This is a genomic window from Paraburkholderia sp. SOS3, assembly GCF_001922345.1.
In the GTDB taxonomy this organism is placed as follows: Bacteria; Pseudomonadota; Gammaproteobacteria; order Burkholderiales; family Burkholderiaceae; genus Paraburkholderia.
Genome location: NZ_CP018811.1, coordinates 205,838 through 223,469, shown reverse-complemented (window position 1 = coordinate 223,469; position 17,632 = coordinate 205,838). Strand labels below are relative to the sequence as shown.

The 17,632-nt window shown below is 62.2% G+C and carries 14 protein-coding genes; 7 read left to right on the top strand and 7 right to left on the bottom strand.

What is annotated here, in order from left to right:
* Positions 1-596: 596 nt before the first annotated feature.
* Positions 597-1,442 (top strand): helix-turn-helix domain-containing protein, encoded by an 846-nt coding sequence (locus BTO02_RS00980; RefSeq protein ID WP_075155430.1) that lies wholly within the window; start codon positions 597-599, stop codon positions 1,440-1,442.
* Here BTO02_RS00980 and BTO02_RS00975 read toward each other — a convergent pair.
* On the bottom strand, positions 1,420-2,277 hold the full coding sequence (locus BTO02_RS00975) for a LysE family translocator (protein WP_332262253.1): 858 nt from the start codon (positions 2,275-2,277) through the stop codon (positions 1,420-1,422). The genes BTO02_RS00980 and BTO02_RS00975 overlap by 23 nt on opposite strands.
* 41 nt (positions 2,278-2,318) lie before the next feature.
* Between BTO02_RS00975 and recC the strand changes: the two genes are divergently transcribed.
* The 4 genes from recC (at position 2,319) to BTO02_RS34970 (ending at position 12,486) form a co-directional block, all read left to right on the top strand.
* The gene (gene recC / locus BTO02_RS00970) at positions 2,319-5,939 is read left to right on the top strand and encodes an exodeoxyribonuclease V subunit gamma (protein ID WP_232243416.1); all 3,621 of its coding nucleotides are present in this window, start codon (positions 2,319-2,321) and stop codon (positions 5,937-5,939) included.
* Entirely contained in the window at positions 5,936-9,829 is a 3,894-nt protein-coding gene (gene recB / locus BTO02_RS00965; RefSeq protein ID WP_075155427.1) for an exodeoxyribonuclease V subunit beta, read from the top strand. The genes recC and recB overlap by 4 nt, the downstream gene beginning before the upstream one ends.
* A complete protein-coding gene (gene recD, locus BTO02_RS00960; RefSeq protein ID WP_232243415.1) occupies positions 9,826-12,144 on the top strand; it encodes an exodeoxyribonuclease V subunit alpha in 2,319 nt (772 codons plus the stop codon). Before recB ends, recD begins: the two co-directional genes overlap by 4 nt.
* Positions 12,145-12,252: 108 nt before the next feature.
* The gene (locus BTO02_RS34970) at positions 12,253-12,486 is read left to right on the top strand and encodes a benzoate/H(+) symporter BenE family transporter (protein WP_232243414.1); all 234 of its coding nucleotides are present in this window, start codon (positions 12,253-12,255) and stop codon (positions 12,484-12,486) included.
* Between the two features lie 401 nt (positions 12,487-12,887).
* Here the strand turns inward: BTO02_RS34970 and BTO02_RS00950 are convergent, their stop codons facing one another.
* Together BTO02_RS00950 and BTO02_RS00945 are read right to left on the bottom strand one after the other, a co-directional pair.
* Entirely contained in the window at positions 12,888-13,190 is a 303-nt protein-coding gene (locus BTO02_RS00950; RefSeq protein WP_075155426.1) for a HigA family addiction module antitoxin, read from the bottom strand.
* Between the two features lie 13 nt (positions 13,191-13,203).
* Positions 13,204-13,482, bottom strand: coding sequence for a type II toxin-antitoxin system RelE/ParE family toxin (locus BTO02_RS00945; protein ID WP_075155425.1), 279 nt, complete (start codon positions 13,480-13,482; stop codon positions 13,204-13,206).
* 316 nt (positions 13,483-13,798) lie between these two features.
* Here BTO02_RS00945 and BTO02_RS00940 point away from each other — a divergent pair, with 316 nt between their 5' ends.
* On the top strand, positions 13,799-14,047 hold the full coding sequence (locus tag BTO02_RS00940; protein ID WP_232243413.1) for a KTSC domain-containing protein: 249 nt from the start codon (positions 13,799-13,801) through the stop codon (positions 14,045-14,047).
* Positions 14,048-14,077: 30 nt separating this feature from the next.
* Here BTO02_RS00940 and BTO02_RS00935 read toward each other — a convergent pair whose 3' ends face one another.
* Both BTO02_RS00935 and BTO02_RS00930 read right to left on the bottom strand, forming a co-directional pair.
* On the bottom strand, positions 14,078-14,518 hold the full coding sequence (locus BTO02_RS00935; protein WP_075155424.1) for a zinc-finger-containing protein: 441 nt from the start codon (positions 14,516-14,518) through the stop codon (positions 14,078-14,080).
* 104 nt (positions 14,519-14,622) lie between these two features.
* Positions 14,623-15,138, bottom strand: a complete 516-nt coding sequence (locus BTO02_RS00930; protein WP_075155423.1) for a hypothetical protein — start codon at positions 15,136-15,138, stop codon at positions 14,623-14,625.
* A gap of 194 nt (positions 15,139-15,332) precedes the next feature.
* On the opposite strand from BTO02_RS00930, the gene BTO02_RS00925 reads away from it, so the two are divergent.
* Entirely contained in the window at positions 15,333-15,938 is a 606-nt protein-coding gene (locus BTO02_RS00925) for a recombinase family protein (RefSeq protein ID WP_075155422.1), read from the top strand.
* An 18-nt stretch (positions 15,939-15,956) separates the two neighbouring features.
* On the opposite strand, the gene BTO02_RS34685 is transcribed toward BTO02_RS00925, so the two are convergent.
* On the bottom strand, positions 15,957-16,103 hold the full coding sequence (locus tag BTO02_RS34685) for a hypothetical protein (protein ID WP_198039169.1): 147 nt from the start codon (positions 16,101-16,103) through the stop codon (positions 15,957-15,959).
* 188 nt (positions 16,104-16,291) lie between these two features.
* Positions 16,292-17,584, bottom strand: a complete 1,293-nt coding sequence (locus BTO02_RS00920) for an MFS transporter (RefSeq protein WP_075155421.1) — start codon at positions 17,582-17,584, stop codon at positions 16,292-16,294.
* Between the last annotated feature and the right edge of the window lie 48 nt (positions 17,585-17,632).

Here is a 17,632-nt window from a genome sequence, read left to right as displayed (position 1 = left end):
GAAAAAACTGCTTTAAAAATGTGTGGCCGGTTGTTTTTGTTATTGAATAATTTTTGACAAAAGATCTTCCCCACGCACCAGATGGTGAATGAAAAATCGCTATTAAAAGGCGCACGCAATCCTCGGCTTTTAATACCGATATGAACGCTTTAAAACGATGAACTCAAGAATTGCTACGACGTGACGGCTCAGCACGCCGCGAGCGCTGCGTGCCTGTGGGCTCGTATGCTGCTTATTGGCGCGTGCGAACCCTGACGCGCTTATCCTCTGATAACTATCAGCTTACGATGGCGGTAGATTAGTTGGGCAAACGTTAGCGTGTCAACGTTCAGTTACAAATTATTTCTCTAAATCTTTACGTTATGCCGCTTAAATCAATGCGATTCACAGCGGATTTATTGGAATTGCATTTCCAAACGGTAAATGGAATTACGCATTGATTTGGAGGATTTGGTGTGATTGAGGCGCGATGCCGCCGACTTCGTCTGACCTGACACGGCCACCCTAGCCGAACAAAGAGCCGTCCCAAAAAAGTTCGTTGGTATCCTTGGATCCTCGTTAGTCGACACAGGCGACACCGTGGCCCACGCATACCTATGACGCTTGCACTGGAAGAGTTCTATCGGTCTAACGGCGTGGAGCTGGCGCGAATTCGTGCCAGTGTTCACGCGTCCTTCCCTCTTCACACTCACGCCGAATACGTTGTTAGCGCAAATCTGTCGGGCTGCGAAAATATCTGCCTCGACGGCAAGAAGCTACGTGTGACCGAACGCATGGTCACGGTTTATAACCCGCAAGCGCTGCAGTCTTCGAGCTTCGATTGCGATGCGGGCGACGCCGAGTTTATTTCCATCTATATCGATTGCGAAAGACTGGTCGGAATCGGACACGAGAACGGTTGGCTCTCGCGGTCGTCGCCTCCCGTCCTGGCGCAGGGAGTGATTTCCTGCCCGAGCTTGTATCGGCATATTCTCGCTGCCTTTCAGGCGATACGAGACGACGGCGGAGCCGGGTTTGAAGCCGCGATGGTTGAACTCGTAGCGGCGCTGTTGATGTCAGACGGGCACGCTCATGTTGCCGATGCGGCTCGACCCTCGCTCCTTGCTGGCGAATTGAGACCGGTGCTCGAGTACATGAAAGCGCATCTTGCCGCACCGGTCGTGCTGGACACGCTGTCTTGCGTCGCGAACCTGAACAAGTATCAACTGATCCGCCGATTTAAAGCTGCAATGGGGATGACGCCCGCGAAGTACCACATGCAGCTTCGGTTGATGGAAGCCCGGAATCGATTGCGTCGCGGCGTCCCCGTACAAGACGTCGCGTTTGAACTGGGCTTTTTTGATCAAAGCCACTTCATCAACGCGTTCAGGAAAGTGCTCGGCGTGAGTCCGCTGCGGTTTGCCGAACCCGCACGCTTCGTCAAACCGGCAAACCGAGAATGAGCGTGCGATAGCCCGAGGAAACGACTTGCCACGCAAAAAAAACGAACAGTGTGGCTGAGGCGAGATAGCAGAACGATAACGCTTTGGTACCGAAAGCCTTTCCGCCCGCCCTCGCGATCAAGCATAGCGCGCAAGTCCATGCGACGCCCGCGACAAAGAAGCCTGCGAGAAACGGACCGGTCGATTTCCAACCCTGCATTGCCGATTGCGCGATCAACGCACCACCGACCGCGGCAAACCAGACGATCGCCGAGGGCGAGGACAGCGCCAGCAATGCCCCCTTTAACAGTTGCTGGCAATGCGTGCCGTTGATCTCGGGTTCGCTGTGCGATGCGCAGCGAACGGATCGGAACGCGCTGATCCCCATTTTTACCGCGAGGACCACGAGAACGACCGTCCCGCCGAGCCACATCCCCCATCTGACTGCGGAAAACTGCGATAACGCTGTCATGCCCGCCAAGGCGAGAATCGCGTAGATCAGATCGCCGATACATGAGCCCATTCCGAGCCAGAAGCCGGTCCAGTAGCCGCGTTGCATCGCGGCCGTCATCATCGCGATATTGACGATGCCGATGTCGAGGCATAGCGAAAGGGAGAGTAGGAAGCCATTGGTTGCGGGACTCATGCAGTGAATTCCTTGGTGCTGCTCGTTCAGATGCGACAGAGCGATATGCTCGCGCAGGCGCCGCCCGAAGGATTGGAAGAAATTGACAGGGTAGGCGGCGGTGGTGCCATCAATGGGTCCTTGTATCATTGAGCAATCAGCATCGGGACGCCCCTGTCCCCCTTCCACCCCAAAATGCGCGACAGCCCCTTTCCCTTTCGCCAACTGCATTCGCGACAACCGAGTACATGCCATCCTCGATGGAGCTTCGTTTGAGCTTGACACCCCAACCGCTACCCGCCGGGCTGATGCTCGTGCACGGCAATCAGCCCGAGCGCCTGCGCGATCTGATGATCGAATGGATCAGGCAATACCCGCTCGCGCCACTCGAAAACGAGGTGATCCTCGTGCAGAGCAACGGCATTGCGCAATGGCTGAAGCTCGCGTTCGCAGCCGATTCCGTCGATGGCGGTTGCGGCATTTCCGCCGCGCTCGACCTTTCGCTGCCCGCGCGCTTCCTGTGGCAGGTCTACCGCGCGGTGCTCGGCGCCGACGCGGTGCCGGCTGTCTCGCCATTCGATAAGTCGCGCCTCGTCTGGCGGCTGACGCGCTTGCTGCCTGAACTGCTCGATCACCCGGACTACGCGCCGCTCAAGCGTTTCATGGCACACGACGACGATCAGCGCAAACGGTTCCAGCTCGCACAGCGCGTCGCCGATCTCTTCGATCAGTATCAGGTTTATCGCGCGGACTGGCTCGCACGTTGGGCAGCCGGCGAAGACGTGGTCATCGATGCGCGCGACAAGCAGGCGCCACTGCCCGACGAGCATCGCTGGCAAGCGGCGCTCTGGCGCGCGCTGCTCGATGACGTAGCCATGAACGCGCCCGCGCAGAAAGGCAGCGACGCTTCGACCGCCGGCCGCGCAGCGGTGCACGAAGCATTCATCCAACGTGCCGCCGGGTTGCGCGACGACGAGCGCCCCAAAGGGCTGCCGCGACGCGTTATCGTGTTCGGCATCTCGAGTCTGCCGCGGCAATCGCTCGAGGTGCTCGCCGCGCTCGCCCGCTTCACGCAGGTGCTTATGTGCGTGCATAACCCATGCGCGCACTACTGGGCCGATATCGTCGCCGATCAGGACCTGTTGCGTGCCGAACGCTCGCGTCAGCGGCGTCGCCAAGGCGCGCCTGTCATTGTCGATGAAGAAGAGCTGCACCTGTATGCGCATCCTTTGCTCGCCGCTTGGGGCAAGCAAGGGCGCGACTTTATCGGCCTGCTCGACGAATTCGACAGCGATTCCGCGCGCGACGCCTATTCATCGCGCTTTGCGAATATCGGCCAGCGCATCGATCTGTTCGAAGCCGAAAGCACGTCGACCATGCTGCAGCAGTTGCAGGACGATATCCGCGACTTGCGCCCAATCAAGGAGTCACGCGCGAAATGGCACGCAGTCGATCCGCGCAAAGACCACTCGATCCGCTTTCATATCGCGCATAGCCCGCAGCGCGAGGTCGAAATCCTGCACGACCAGTTGCTCGCCGCGTTCGCTGACGATCCTTCGCTGCGCCCGCGCGACGTGATCGTGATGGTGCCCGACATCGAAGCGTACGCGCCGCATATCCAGGCCGTATTCGGCCTGCTCGACAAGGAAGATCCGCGCTTTATTCCGTTTAGCGTCGCGGACCGTGGGCAACGCGATTTCGATCCGCTGCTCGGCGCGCTCGAGACGCTGCTCGCGCTGCCGCAATCGCGCGTGACCGTCAGCGACGTGCTCGATCTGCTCGAAGTGCCCGCGTTGCGCGCGCGCTTCGACATCGCCGAAGGCGATCTCTCGAAGCTGCACAACTGGATCGGCGGCGCGAATATTCGCTGGGGACTGCACGGCGAACAGCGCGCAAGTCTCGACTTGCCGAAGGCCGGCGGCCGCGACGCGCCGAATACGTGGGCTTTTGGCTTGCGCCGCATGATGCTAGGTTATGCGGTCGGCGATAAATCAGACGCATGGCGCGATATCGAGCCGTACGCCGAAATCGGCGGCCTCGACGCAGCGCTGCTCGGGCCGTTGACGCATCTGATCGATGCGCTGGAACACACATGGAAGACCTTGCGCGAGCCCGCCACCGTCGACGCCTGGTGCGAGCGGTTGCGCGACCTCAAGAACGCATTCTTCGCCCCCGTCGACAGTGACGACGCGTACACGCTCGGGCGTCTCGACGCCGCGCTCGAAGCATGGCGCGATGCATGCGTCGATGCGGCGCTAACGGGCGAACTGCCGCTGTCGATCGTGGCGGACCACTGGCTCGCGCAACTCGAAGAAGGCAGCCTGTCGCAGCGCTTCTTCGCCGGCGCCGTCACGTTCGCGACGCTGATGCCGATGCGCGCGATTCCGTTTCGCCGCGTCTGTCTGCTCGGCATGAACGACGGCGACTATCCGCGCACGCGTACGCCGCTCGACTTCGACCTGATGCGGCAAAACTACCGGCCCGGCGACCGGTCGCGTCGCGAGGACGACCGCTATCTGTTTCTCGAAGCGCTATTGTCGGCGCGCGAGCATCTGCATGTGTCGTGGGTCGGGCGCAGCGTGACCGATAACACGCCGCGACCACCGTCGGTGCTGGTCGGGCAGCTGCTCGAACATCTATCGGCAGGCTGGCGTCTTGCCGGAGACGAAAGCGGCGACCCGCACGCACTGGGCAACGAACTGACGATCGTTCACCGGCTCCAGCCCTTCAGCGCCGATTACTTTCCGGCCGATCCCGATCCGCGCGCAACATCGAAGCTGTTCACGTTCGCCGGCGAATGGCGCGCAGCGTCGACGGTAATGCCGATCGTTGCGGATGCAACGAAGCATGCTGCCGAGGCTTCGGACACGCTGCTGCCGCCGCTCGAGCGCGACGAACCGCTATCGATACGCGAGCTCGCCGACTTCTTGCGAGATCCCGTCAAGTCCTTCTTCCGCCAACGCCTGCGCGTCGCGTTCGAAACCGACGTGATGGCAAGCGAAAACGACGAACCGTTCGACCTCGACGGCCTCCGCTCCTGGCAACTGCAAAACGAACTGATTCGCGCGCAGATCGCCGCGCTCGAGCGCGGCGACGACGATTTGCTGCCCGCCGCGCAAGCCCGCCTTGCGCGCATGCATCGCAGCGGCGACCTGGCGACCGGCGGCTTCGGCGAACTGCTCGGCGACGAATTGATGGAGCCGCTGCCCGATCTCTTCGAGCGCTACCGGATCGCGCTCGCGCGCTGGCCGCAGATGCTCGACGAGCAGCAACACGAGCTGCTTGTCGAAGAGATGATCGATGGGCGCGCACGTTCGATCGACGACTGGACCGGCAATATTCGCGCGAACGCGGACGGCAAGCATGGCCGCGTGATTCTCGAGGCAAGCACGCTGATCAAGGACAACAAGTATCGCCGCGACAGGCTCATTGCGCATTGGGTCGCGCACCTGGCTGCACACGCTGCGGTCGGGCCGTTGACGACGGTCGTAGTCAGCAAGATCGGCAGCGTCGAACTCGCGCCTTTGACGGAAGAAAAAGCCCGCGCCCATCTGAGCGCACTGCTGCGCGCGTGGGACGAAGGCATGCGCCGGCCGCTGCCGCTCGCAGTCAATGCGGCGTTTGCATGGCTCGGAAAATGGTCGCCCGACGCACCGGCCGATCGAACGCCGGCACGCGATGCGGCTCGCGCCGCCTACGACGGCACGTCGTGGCAACCGGGCGAGCGCGATATGAACGCCTATTTGCGGCGCGTGTATCCGGACTTCGATGCGCTCGCCGGAAGCGGCGATTTCGAGCGGCTCGCGATCGAACTGCTGCTGCCGCTGCATCTTGCGATCCCGTCGTCGACGAGGCAAAAAGCCAGCGCAAATGGCGATGGAGACGCGCAATGAGCGCACACACGCACGTAACCACATCATCCGCAGCGGTTACCGCACTCGATCCGCTGCGCTTTCCGTTGCGCGGCAGCAGTCTGATCGAAGCAAGCGCCGGTACGGGTAAGACATTCACGATCGCGATGCTGTATGTGCGTCTGGTGCTCGGACACAGCGGCGGCGATGAAGCCGCTCCTCGTGCACTGACGCCGCCCGAGATTCTCGTCGTCACGTTTACCGATGCGGCGACGAAGGAGCTTCGCGAGCGGATTCGCGCGCGGCTCGTCGACGCAGCCGGATATTTTCGTGCGGACCCGGATGAGGTCGAGGCGACCGCCCGTCCGCCGGGCGACGACTTGCTGCATGACTTGCGCGCCGAATATGCGCCCGAGCACTGGGCTGGATGCGCACGCCGTCTGCAACTGGCGGCTGAATGGATGGACGAAGCAGCCGTGTCGACCATCCACGGCTGGTGCAACCGCATGCTCAGCGAACACGCTTTCGATAGCGACAGCCTGTTTTCGCAAACGCTCGAGACCGATCAAAGCACGCTGCAAGCCGAAGTCGTGCGCGACTATTGGCGAACCTTTCTGACGCCCCTCGATGCGCAGTCGGCGCACGATGTGCGTCAATGGTTCGCGAGCCCGCCCGATTTGCAGCGCGTCGTAAGCAGATTGCTCGCTCATGCCGATCTGCTGCCGCACGCTGAAGCTCCCGAATCGACGCTGACGGACGCACGCGAAAAGCAACGCGCGCACCTCGCTCGCCTGAAAGAAAACTGGACGTCATGGTGCGACGAGCTGCAAACGATTCTCGATGAAGCGCGCGACAAAAAGCAGTTCAACGCGCAGAAGCTCAATCGCGCGAACTGTCAGACGTGGCTCGAAAAGCTGCGCGCATGGGCGGCCGATCCGCTGATGGCCCGACCCGCGTTCGACGACAAGGCCGCGGTTTGGACACGCCTCACGCGCGCGGGACTCGCGGAAATCTGGAAGGATGACGATCCGCCCGCTCACCCCGCATTGGACGCGATGGAAACGCTGCGCGACGCGCTCGCCGCACAGCCGACCGCGTACTACGACTTGCTGTGCCACGCCGCGCACTGGGTCTCGCAGCGTTTTGCCGCCGAAGAAAAGAAGCGTTCGCAGATGGGCTTCGACGACCTGCTGACGCGTCTTCGCGCTGCACTGCGCTCGCCGAACGGCGAGCGTCTCGCCGACATCATCCGCAAGCAGTATCCGGTCGCGCTGATCGACGAGTTCCAGGACACGGACCCAGTGCAGTACGAGATCTTCGATCGCGTCTATCGAATCGAAAGCAACGATGCGGATACGGCGATCATCCTGATCGGCGATCCGAAGCAGGCGATCTATGCGTTTCGCGGTGCCGATATCTACACGTATCTCGAGGCGCGCCGCGCCTGCGCGGGGCGGCTTTTTACGCTGAAGAGAAACTTCCGGTCGACGCGTGCCATGGTGGGCGCAGTGAACCGCTGCTTTGAAGCGGCCGAGGAACGCCCGGACGGTCCAGGCGCTTTTCTGTTTCGCGATCTGGGTTCGGGAGAAAATCAGCTGCCGTTCGTTGCCGCCGAGGCGGCAGGTCGCCGCGACGCGTTGCAGATCGCGGACGATGAAGCGCCCGCGGCGCTGACGGCGTGGTGGATGCCACCGGTCGAGAGCGGCGTATCGCTTTCGAAAGATGCGTACATGCGCGGCATGGCCGCGAGTTGCGCGTCGGAGATGGTGCGTTTGCTGAACCTGGGGCAGGCGAAAAAAGCAGGCTTTGTCGACGCCGGCACATCACCCATCAAGCCGCTGCAACCGGCGCATATGGCGGTGCTCGTCAACAACGGCGAAGAAGCGCGCGCGATTCGTTCGGCGCTTGCGGAACGTGGCGTGCGAAGCGTATATCTGTCCGACCGCGATTCGGTGTTTCAAACCGAGCAGGCCGTCGAGTTGCGTCATTGGCTCGCGGCATGCGCCGAGCCCGACGACGGACGTCTCGTGCGTGCCGCGCTCGCAACCGCGACGCTCGGACTCGATTTCGCCGAACTCGATGCGCTCACGCACGACGAAATCGCGTGGGAAACGCGCGTGATGCAATTCCGCGGGTATCGCGACAGTTGGCGCACGAAAGGCGTGCTGCCGATGCTGCGTCAACTGCTGCACGATTTTCAGGTGCCGCAGCGGCTGATCGGGCGAACGGCGGGCGCGCCCGTGAATGGCGAACGCGTGCTGACAAATCTGCTGCATCTGGCCGAGTTGTTGCAACAGGCGAGCACGCAACTCGATGGAGAGCATGCGCTGATTCGCTACGTCGACGAAGAGCTTACGGATCAGGCCGGTGCCGGTGCCGGTGGCGATGCGAAGCAGATTCGGCTTGAAAGCGATGCGGGTCTCGTGCAAGTCGTGACGATTCACAAGTCGAAGGGGCTCGAATATCCGCTCGTGTTTTTGCCGTTCGCGGGCAATTATCGGCCGGCCAAGGCGACGGATATGCCGCTCAAGTGGCACGACGACGAGGGCCGGCTCCATGTGACGCTCGATGATGTGTCCGTCTTGCCGCAAGTCGATCGCGAGCGGCTCGGTGAGGATTTGCGCAAGCTTTACGTGGCGCTCACGCGTGCGCGCTACGCGACGTGGGTGGGAGTCGCGCCGATCGCCGGAATCGAGTCGAGCGCGCTCGGATATCTGCTTTCGGGCGGCAAGGCGATCGTACCGGATGAGCTCGGTCAGTTGCTCGAGCGACTGCGTCTGGAACATGCGGACATCCGTGTGGCCGAGGCGCCGGTTGCGGGCGCCGAACTTTTCACGTCGCGCGACTCGCAGACCGGGCGCGGTGCGGCGCGGACCCTGTCGCGTGCCGTGCGCGAGCACTGGTGGATTGCGAGCTACTCGAGCTTGCGCAAGGTCGATGGCGTGATCGGCGGCGCTTTCGCGCATGAGGCCGCGCCAGGTCCGCTCACAGCGACCGGCACCGGTGAAGAGCACCCGGCGCCGGATACGCGTGGCCAGGATGTGTATCAGGAACTCGCGGGCGCCGAACCGCCGGGCGACTTCGCCGATGCCGCGGCGTGGCAGCGGGCCGATCGGGCGAGCGGCTATGCGGACGTGCAGGTCGACTCCTCGCTGCACGGGCTTCCGCGAGGCGCGGATGCCGGCACGTTCATCCACGAATTGATGGAGTGGGCGGCGACTGAAGGCTTTGCCGAGGTCATCGAGAACCGTGACGCGGTGCGGGATACCGTTGCGCGCCGCTGCAACGTGCGTGGTTGGGCTCGCTGGATAGATCCGCTTACCGAATGGCTGTTGAAGCTGCTGAAAGAGCCGCTGCGGATTCCTTCGATTCCGATGTCGTCGGCGAAGGCGGTTGTTACTCCGGTTACGCTGTCCGCATTGGCGACGTATGTGCCCGAAATGGAGTTTTGGGTCGCCACGCATGACGTCGATGCGCAGGCGCTCGATCGGCTGGTCTGCGATATGACGCTCGATGGCGCCGTGCGCCCCGCGCTCGAACCCGCGGAACTGAACGGGATGCTCAAGGGCTTTATCGACCTTGTCTTCGAACATGAAGGCCGCTTCTATGTCGCGGACTATAAGTCGAACTGGCTCGGACCCGACGACGCGGCGTACACGATCGCGAAAATGCGCGCGCAGATCCTGCATTCGCGTTATGAGCTGCAGTACGTGTTGTATCTGTTCGCACTGCATCGCTTGTTGAAGGCGCGTCTGCCCGATTACGACTATGACCGGCATGTCGGAGGCGCCGTGTATCTGTTTTTGCGCGGCAGCCATGCCGAGAGCCAGGGTGTGTTCGTCGATCGGCCGCCGCGCGAGTTGATCGAACAGCTCGATACGCTCTTTGCGAAGCGTGTCGATGGGGTAGAACTGGCCGGAGATATTGCATGACGAAGCGGCGTGTCACCGACTCCCAAACCGGCGATCTGTTTGCGGATTTGCCGCCGACGCCGCCCGCGCAGCCGATGCCGCCTGCGCTTCACAAGAACGACGCGGTGGCTGCCGGCACTGCGGTTTCTCCAACTGCTGCGGCCGCTGCGGTTTCTGCCGCGGCAGCAATCTCCGACGCTGGCTCGATGCTTGGCGTACTCGACGAATGGGTCGAGCGCGGCTGGTTGCGTCCGCTCGATGCGGCGTTTGCGCGGTTTCTTGCGCGCGAAGCGTCATCGGGCGTCGCGCCGTTGCTAATCCTGGCGGCGGCACTGGCGAGCCATCAGCTTGGGCGTGGTCACGCTTGCCTCGAGTTGCAGGCCGCGCTCGACGATCCGACCTTCGTGCTGTCGCTGCCGCCCGACGATGCGATCGATCGCATGATCGATGCTCCGACGCATGCACCCACGGATCTGCTTAAGGGTGTGACGCTCGCGCAGTGGCTCGAAGCGCTCGATCATGCCGCGCTCGTAAGCGCGGGCGCGGGGAATACGCCGCTGGTTCTGGTCGGCACACGTCTTTATCTGCGGCGGTATTGGCAGTATGAGCAGGACGTTTGCGCGGGTATCGTGCGACGACTGCGCGCGTCGCAGGAGCATGCAGCGGCGCTCGATATCGACGCGGTGCACGCGACGCTCGACGTGCTGTTCGCGCCCTCGAAGCGCGGCACGGGAATGCAGGGCGCTGACTGGCAAAAGCTCGCGTGTGCAGTGGCTGCGCGTAGCGCGTTCAGCATTATTACCGGCGGCCCCGGAACCGGGAAGACGACGACAGTCGTCAAATTGCTGGCTCTGCTGCAAGCGATTGCGTTGAACCAAGGCCGCGGCGGTGTACGCGACGGCGTTGCTGCCAGCGCTGGCGCCGTCGGGCGACGCGTGCGGCCGCTGAGGATCAAGCTTGCCGCACCGACCGGAAAAGCCGCCGCTCGGCTCAACGAATCGATTGCGGGCGCGGTAGAGAGTTTGCCGATCGAGAGCCTCGCTAACGGCACGGATGTGCTCAAAGCGATTCCAACCGTTGTGACCACATTGCATCGTGTGCTCGGCACGCGTCCCGACAGCCGGCGTTTTCGACACGATGCGAGCAATCCGCTGCCCGTCGATGTGCTCGTGATCGACGAAGCGTCGATGGTCGATCTGGAGATGATGGCCGCGGTGCTCGATGCGTTGCCGCCGTCGGCGCGGCTCGTTCTGCTCGGCGATAAGGATCAGCTTGCGTCCGTCGAGGCGGGCGCCGTGCTCGGCGAGTTGTGCGAACGCGCCGCTCGCGGGCACTACACGCCGCAGACGCGTGAATGGCTGCAGGCGGCGACCGGTGAGCGTGTCGACGACGCGATGATCGATGAGAACGGCACCGCGCTGGATCAGGCGATTGCGATGCTGCGGGAAAGTCACCGATTCTCGGCGGCGAGCGGGATCGGTGCGTTGGCGCTGCGCGTGAACGACGGCGATGCGGCCGGCGTTCAGCGTGTGCTCGATGAAGACCGCGCCGACCTTGCGTTGCTGACTTGCTCGACGGGTCATGATGCCTTGTTCAAGGCGCTGGTTGTCGATGGAGAGGTAGGTGGCCGCGGCGTGGCGAGCGCGGGTGCATCGGTATCGGCCTCGATGCTTCGACATGGCTATCGGCATTATCTTAAGACGATGCATCAGGGCCAGCCCGCTCGCGATGCCGATTCCGCCGTGCTGGATAGATGGGCCGCCGACGTGCTCGAGGCTCACGATGCGTTCCAGTTGCTGTGTGCTGTGCGGCGCGGGCCCTGGGGTGTCGATGGGCTCAATAAGCGCATCGCGCGGCTTCTGCACGAGGAAGGCTTGATCGATGCGCGCGGCGAGTGGTATCCGGGCCGGCCGGTGCTGGTTACGCGCAACGACTACGAGCTCGGGCTCATGAATGGCGATATCGGCATCACGCTTTCCTATCCGGGCAGCCACGACGGACGCGGTGCATTGCGTGTCGCGTTTCCGGCAGCGGATGGGTCGGGCGAGATCAAGTGGGTGTTGCCGAGTCGACTGCAAGCCGTTGAAACGGTGTTCGCGTTGACCGTGCACAAGTCTCAAGGGTCGGAGTTCGTGCACGCGGCGCTCGTGCTGCCGGATCGGTTTAGCCCGATTTTGACGCGCGAGCTTGTTTATACCGGCGTGACGAGGGCTCGCGCCTACTTGACGCTGGCAGTGCCGGAAGGCAATGCCGTGCTCGACGAGGCGGTGACGGCGAAGGTCCAACGGGCGAGCGGATTGTTAGCCGGATTTGCTGCGCCCGCAGACGCGGAATAAGCCCGGATCAGGGCCAGAGGCGAGCAAGTATTCGGCATTATCGAGGGGCGGCGATCACATTTGATCGGCCGTGCCTTATCACATTGATATCTCTAAACAACCTGCGTCGTGCAGGCAGCACAGGCTGGACATCTCTCGCATAGCCTGCCGTCCACCTGGATCTGGGCGGTTTCGATTGGCGCCGGCGCCCTCGGACTTTGGCTTAGCCTGCGGCACACAATGCCCGTCATCGGGGCGTGGTCTACGCCAGGCCCACCACAGACCACATCGAAAGCGATCGCGCGCATCAGCCATATCGACCGGGAGCAGGTGGGGTTATCACAATTGGCAGCCCGCTTCTGACCGACGACGGTAAGGGGCTAGACCATCATGCGCTGGCTCGTTGGATGCCGGAAACATCGTTTTAGACCTTTATAACGGGAGGATTCGAGTCTCCAGTTAGCGACATCTACAATCTTGCCCGCGGCCGGCAGTGGGATGCGCGAGTCGATCCCGTCGTCTTAGCCGAATTGACGCGACGGGAATTGATAGAACGCGGATGCGGGAGCGAGGTTCGGTGTAGCGCGTGCTCTTGCTGTATCGCGGGCGCGCATCGGAGTGTTCGTATCACCGCACGCGGACGCGCTGCGCTTGACTGGTTGCTCAGTGTTCAGCGATCGACACAGTGGGAAACGCTCAAATGGAGACGATGCGGAGAGTGACGGCGCGTCGGTCGACTTTGCCCGACCGAACCTCATCCGGTATCAGGCACTCGATGCTTCGCGCGGCTCAACCTTGCGATCGATCTCCGCGCGCGTCGGCAACGTCTTCAGGTCGTACGCTGTCTGCAGGTTCATCCAGAACTCGGGCGTCGTATCGAAATAGCGCGCGAGGCGATAGGCGGTGTCGGCGGTGATGCCGCGCCGCTCGTTCGCGATCTCGTGTATGCGCGTAGCCGGCACGCTCAGCGCCAGCGACAACGCGTTCACGCTCATTTCCAGCGGGACGAGGAATTCTTCCCGCAAGACTTCGCCCGGATGGACCGGACGCATTCCGTTCTTGGCCATACGTAATTCCCTTTCAGTGATAGTCGACGATTTCGACCTCAGTGACGCCATCGTTCGCCCAGACGAAACAGAGGCGCCATTGTCCGTTGATGCGGATACTGTGCTGATCTGGCCGATCCCAATGCATCGGTTCGAGCCGATTGCCGGGCGGCGAGCGCAAGTCTCGCAGCTGATGGGCCGCTTCGAGCATCTGGAGCTTGCGCACAGCCACGGTTTCAATTGCCCGGAAGCGCTTGGGCGACTCGCCCTTGTAAAGAGCCTCGGTATCCTTGCATCGGAACGACTTGATCATTATGAATATCGTATAATGCTAGACGTAATACGTCAAGCAGTTTATCGGAGGGGGCTCACGCAGTCTCGGCGGTTCAAGCCTTTCGACCGATCGCACCGGAATGGGCGCATACGCCCATCGGCGCGATGCGCGCGGAGCGTCGTGCGGCTTAACGGGTACCACCATACAGGCAGCATCGCTTGCTCGTAAGCTAGCCGAACGGCCAGCAATCGACAAAGGCAAGCGCGCCGACGCTCAACCAACACCGCTGCTGTCCACGCGGTCCGCGAGGCATAAAATAAAACCTCATGTGCCCGCGCGTTCAAAGCGAATGACAATGGCGAACACTCGGTTCGGACTCGAGACCGAGGAACAGGAGAATTGCATGGAGATGGTCCCGGTCAGATCAAGCGCGATTCGCGCGGTCGGTTACGATCCGCGCCGCATGCACATGCGCATTCTGTTCGAACAGGGACATGCCTATGACTTTTGCCGCGTTCCCGCGCACGTCTACCGAGGCTTGATGGACGCGTCGTCGAAGGGGACCTATTACAACCACTACATCAGGGACCAATACCCGTGCTGACACGACGCGGCTCGCGTCGCTCCAATGCCGCTAGCCGGCGTTCCGTTGCGCCTTCCACGCTTGCACATAACGCAGCGCCTGCTCGCACTGATCGAGCGTGAACGCATGAAGACTCGCCGGCAACGGATCGAATCCCAGTTCCAGTGCGACCCAGCGAACGGCCTTGGCGCGCGCCTCGAACACGCTGACCTTATCGCGCCGCACCTTCGCGTCCGCGAGCGGTTCGAGCATATCGTGCAGACGGCTTTTTGCTTCGCGTAACGGCGCGTCGGCAAGCCGGCCCAAAGGCACGTTATGCTTGCTGCGCGGGCGCACGCCGATCCAGGCCGCGCACGGTGTGCACATCCACACGGCGCCGTGGTCGTCGCGGTATGGGTAGTCCGCGTCGCCAGCTTGCACAAGTTGCGCACGCGCGCCGCAGTAGTCGCAATGCGGTTGGGGAAGAGCTTTGACGGGACGGCCGACTCGCACGGGGCTTCCTGCTTCGTGAGAAGAGATGGCACAGCATAGCAAGTTTGGACCGAGCGACGAAGCGTGCAACACGTGAGGTCACGGTGGCACGTTGGCGTGCGCACTCATGCATCGAGACGTTGCGCAATGATCGAGAGCAGGTCGCGCCGCATACCCCATTGACCGTCAGCATCCTTTCCCGCTGAAGCACCGATCATGTATGCGAGCGCGTGAAGAGCCGCATGTGCAGGCAAATCGCCCGCGACTGACCAGAAGCCCGCGCGACGATGCGGAAGCTGCATTGCTTCGCCAGCGAACAGCACGATCTCGGAGCGTGCGCCATCCAATGCGCGAACCATCGCGTGGTTCGCGCCGACGCAGTTCCAGCAGAACGCATCGGCAGCGCGGCGAGACGGCTTGACCACGTGCACGACAAGCGCGGCGTCTTGCGCGACACGATCGCGAGCGACGGTCCAGGCCAGCCTGCCACCGAGCGACGGCAAACCGTCGAGCCACGACCGCACTTCACGTTCATCGAATCCCCACGGCCGCAACGCCACTTGCAAAGCCTGCGTGCTGTCGGTATCGGCGCTCGGATCGAACGAGTTTTCGCGTGGGAGACTGTCCGTAGATTTGTTCATCTGACTAGCGTGGTTGTTTAGCGAGCCTCCATCTTGAATCGTACTCGGGACAAACGCTGTCCGATCAATCGAGAGCCCGCATCAAACGGTTTCCGTCATTTTCAACGCACAACGCGCCTGCCAACTAAGGACACGTTTTGTCTCGACTACAAGGCACAATCGATGCGATTCAAGGCCTGGCGGTATCGACAAGAATGCGAATAGGGTACGCAAGAGTCTCTACGGACGACCAGAATCTCGATCTGCAAATCGCCGCGCTAAAGCACGCGGGTTGCGATCGCATCTTCACCGATCACGGCATCTCCGGCGCGCAGTTTTCGCGGCCCGGGCTTGCTGCCGCAATGACAGCGCTGTCGGCGGGCGACACCTTTATCGTCTGGCGACTCGATCGTCTTGGTCGATCGTTGCATAAGCTGATCGAACTCGTGGAGGGTCTCGGAGCGAAGAAAGTCGGCTTCGCGTCGCTGACCGAATCGATCGATACGGGCTCGCCGGGCGGCACACTGATCTTTCACATCATGGCGGCGCTTGCGCAGTTCGAGCGAGGCTTGATCAGCGAACGGACGAAGGCGGGGATGCTCGCGGCGAAAGCACGCGGCAAACGGGTGGGACGGCGGCGGGCAATGAGCGAACGGGAATGCGTCGAAGCGCGCGGATTGCTGACTGCGTATTCGACATCGGATGTCGCGCAGCGCTACGGCGTACATCCGAGGACCTTGCTGCGCAGCTTGAGACGCGAGGGGATTGAGGTCGGCGTTACCGCTAGTGAGGCGGGACGCGCGCGTTTCGTGCTGGAGTGACCCGGCATCTTATCGCGTTCAGGCCGTCGCCGCGGGGCGCCCGCGCGACGCGTCGCGGCGAACCTTCTCGATGTATTTGCCCAGCGCGGCGGTAGACAGCACACCGGCAACGAAGACAATCGCGAAAGCCGCGAGCGATTCAAGCGGGGAGTTGTTTGGGATCATCGAAGCTCCGTTAGCGTTCAGACTGGAGGGCACCGCATGTTGCGACCGCGAAGACGCTCCGGCAGCAGCGAAGCGTCTCGCGGCAATCTAGTCCACCTTCGGGACAATTCGTGTCTCGTTCGATCAGGCACGTCGGTGTTCGCCGCCATCGTGCCCGCGCACATGCAGCAGCCGCTTCGGCCGCGCCGCTAGGCGGTCGAAGACGCGGGCTCGCGTTGCGGCGCTTCGTTGACGGTGAGCGGCTGTTCAGGGCGCATCCAGAACGTAAAGACAATTCCGACGACCAGCGTCGTAATGGAGAGCAGAAATGGAAGCGTCCAGTTCCCGGTCTGGTCGATGACGAACCCGAATGTGAGCGGCGACAGCACGCCCGCAATCCCGAAGCCAAGGTTCATAAAACTGCTGGCGGTGCCTGCAAAGCGAGGCGCGATATCCATCGGCACCGACCATAGCGGCGCGATAACGAGCTCCATGCAGAAGAACGCACAGCACAAGCTCGCCGCTACGATGGTCAGTTCCTTGACGAAAAGAACAGGCATCAGGAACACGAGGGCACCGGCCATGCCGGTAATGATCACATTGCGCCGTGCCTTTTTCAGGCTGCCGCTGTTTCTATAGATGCGGTCGCTGATCGTGCCGCCCAGCGTGTCGCCGAGAATGCCGGCGACGAACACCCCCGACGTGAAAAGCGCCGAACTCTTGAGGTTCATGTGGTAGTAGTGAAGGAAGAATGACGGAAGCCACGTGAGGAAGACCCACAGCGTCCACGCATAGCAGAAGTCGACGACGGTAACAGGCAGCATTCGCACGAACAGCGCGCGCACGGGCACCTTCACTTTTTCTGCGCGGTCGCGCGGCACGGGCAGCGCGGCCAGCTGCGCGCTCGACACGCTTCGGTGCTGCGCCGGTTCGTCGCGAAAGTACCAGAACCATGCGACGACCCAGATCACGCCGACCACGCCGGCAAGTACGAACGCTGCTCGCCAGTCCCAAAGCGCCATGAGCAGCGCAATGACGGGCGGCGTGAGCGCGCTGCCCACCCGCGAGCATGCATGCGTGATGCCCTGCGCGAAGCCGCGCCGCTCGACTGGCAGCCAGCGCGACATCGCGGATGTCGCAGTCGAGAGTGAAGGCGCTTCGCCAACGCCAAGCAGAAAGCGGCAGGCGGCCAGCGACCACAAGCCGCCGGCAAACGCGGTGAGAACCGACGCCAGCGCCACGGTCAGTCCGAACCACGTCAGGATGCGGCGCGCGCCGATCTTGTCGCCGAGCCAGCCGCCGAACAGTTGCACGACCGCATACGGGTAAGCAAATGCCGAGAAGGCAAAGCCAAGCTCCGTGTTCGACAGATGCAGGTCCTGACGGATCGCACTGGCGGCCGTCGCGATGTTCACGCGGTCGGAGTACTGAATCAGGTACAAGAGACAGATAAGCAGCAGTACAAGGTCCGCCGGTGCGGGCCTCCATCGACGAAAAGCCATTGGCGCGTCTCCTTACCAAGCTTCAGGGGTCTTTTTGTACGTACTTGT

Excerpts from the sequence above, each read along its gene's own strand:
- BTO02_RS00980 (WP_075155430.1), top strand. The coding sequence starts at position 597 with ATGACGCTTGCACTGGAAGAGTTCTATCGGTCTAACGGCGTGGAGCTG.
- BTO02_RS00975 (WP_332262253.1), bottom strand. The coding sequence starts at position 2,277 with ATGCAGTTGGCGAAAGGGAAAGGGGCTGTCGCGCATTTTGGGGTGGAA.
- recB (WP_075155427.1), top strand. The coding sequence starts at position 5,936 with ATGAGCGCACACACGCACGTAACCACATCATCCGCAGCGGTTACCGCA.
- recD (WP_232243415.1), top strand. The coding sequence starts at position 9,826 with ATGACGAAGCGGCGTGTCACCGACTCCCAAACCGGCGATCTGTTTGCG.
- BTO02_RS00950 (WP_075155426.1), bottom strand. The coding sequence starts at position 13,190 with ATGGCCAAGAACGGAATGCGTCCGGTCCATCCGGGCGAAGTCTTGCGG.
- BTO02_RS00945 (WP_075155425.1), bottom strand. The coding sequence starts at position 13,482 with ATGATCAAGTCGTTCCGATGCAAGGATACCGAGGCTCTTTACAAGGGC.
- BTO02_RS00940 (WP_232243413.1), top strand. The coding sequence starts at position 13,799 with ATGGCGAACACTCGGTTCGGACTCGAGACCGAGGAACAGGAGAATTGC.
- BTO02_RS00930 (WP_075155423.1), bottom strand. The coding sequence starts at position 15,138 with ATGAACAAATCTACGGACAGTCTCCCACGCGAAAACTCGTTCGATCCG.
- BTO02_RS00925 (WP_075155422.1), top strand. The coding sequence starts at position 15,333 with ATGCGAATAGGGTACGCAAGAGTCTCTACGGACGACCAGAATCTCGAT.
- BTO02_RS34685 (WP_198039169.1), bottom strand. The coding sequence starts at position 16,103 with ATGATCCCAAACAACTCCCCGCTTGAATCGCTCGCGGCTTTCGCGATT.
- BTO02_RS00920 (WP_075155421.1), bottom strand. The coding sequence starts at position 17,584 with ATGGCTTTTCGTCGATGGAGGCCCGCACCGGCGGACCTTGTACTGCTG.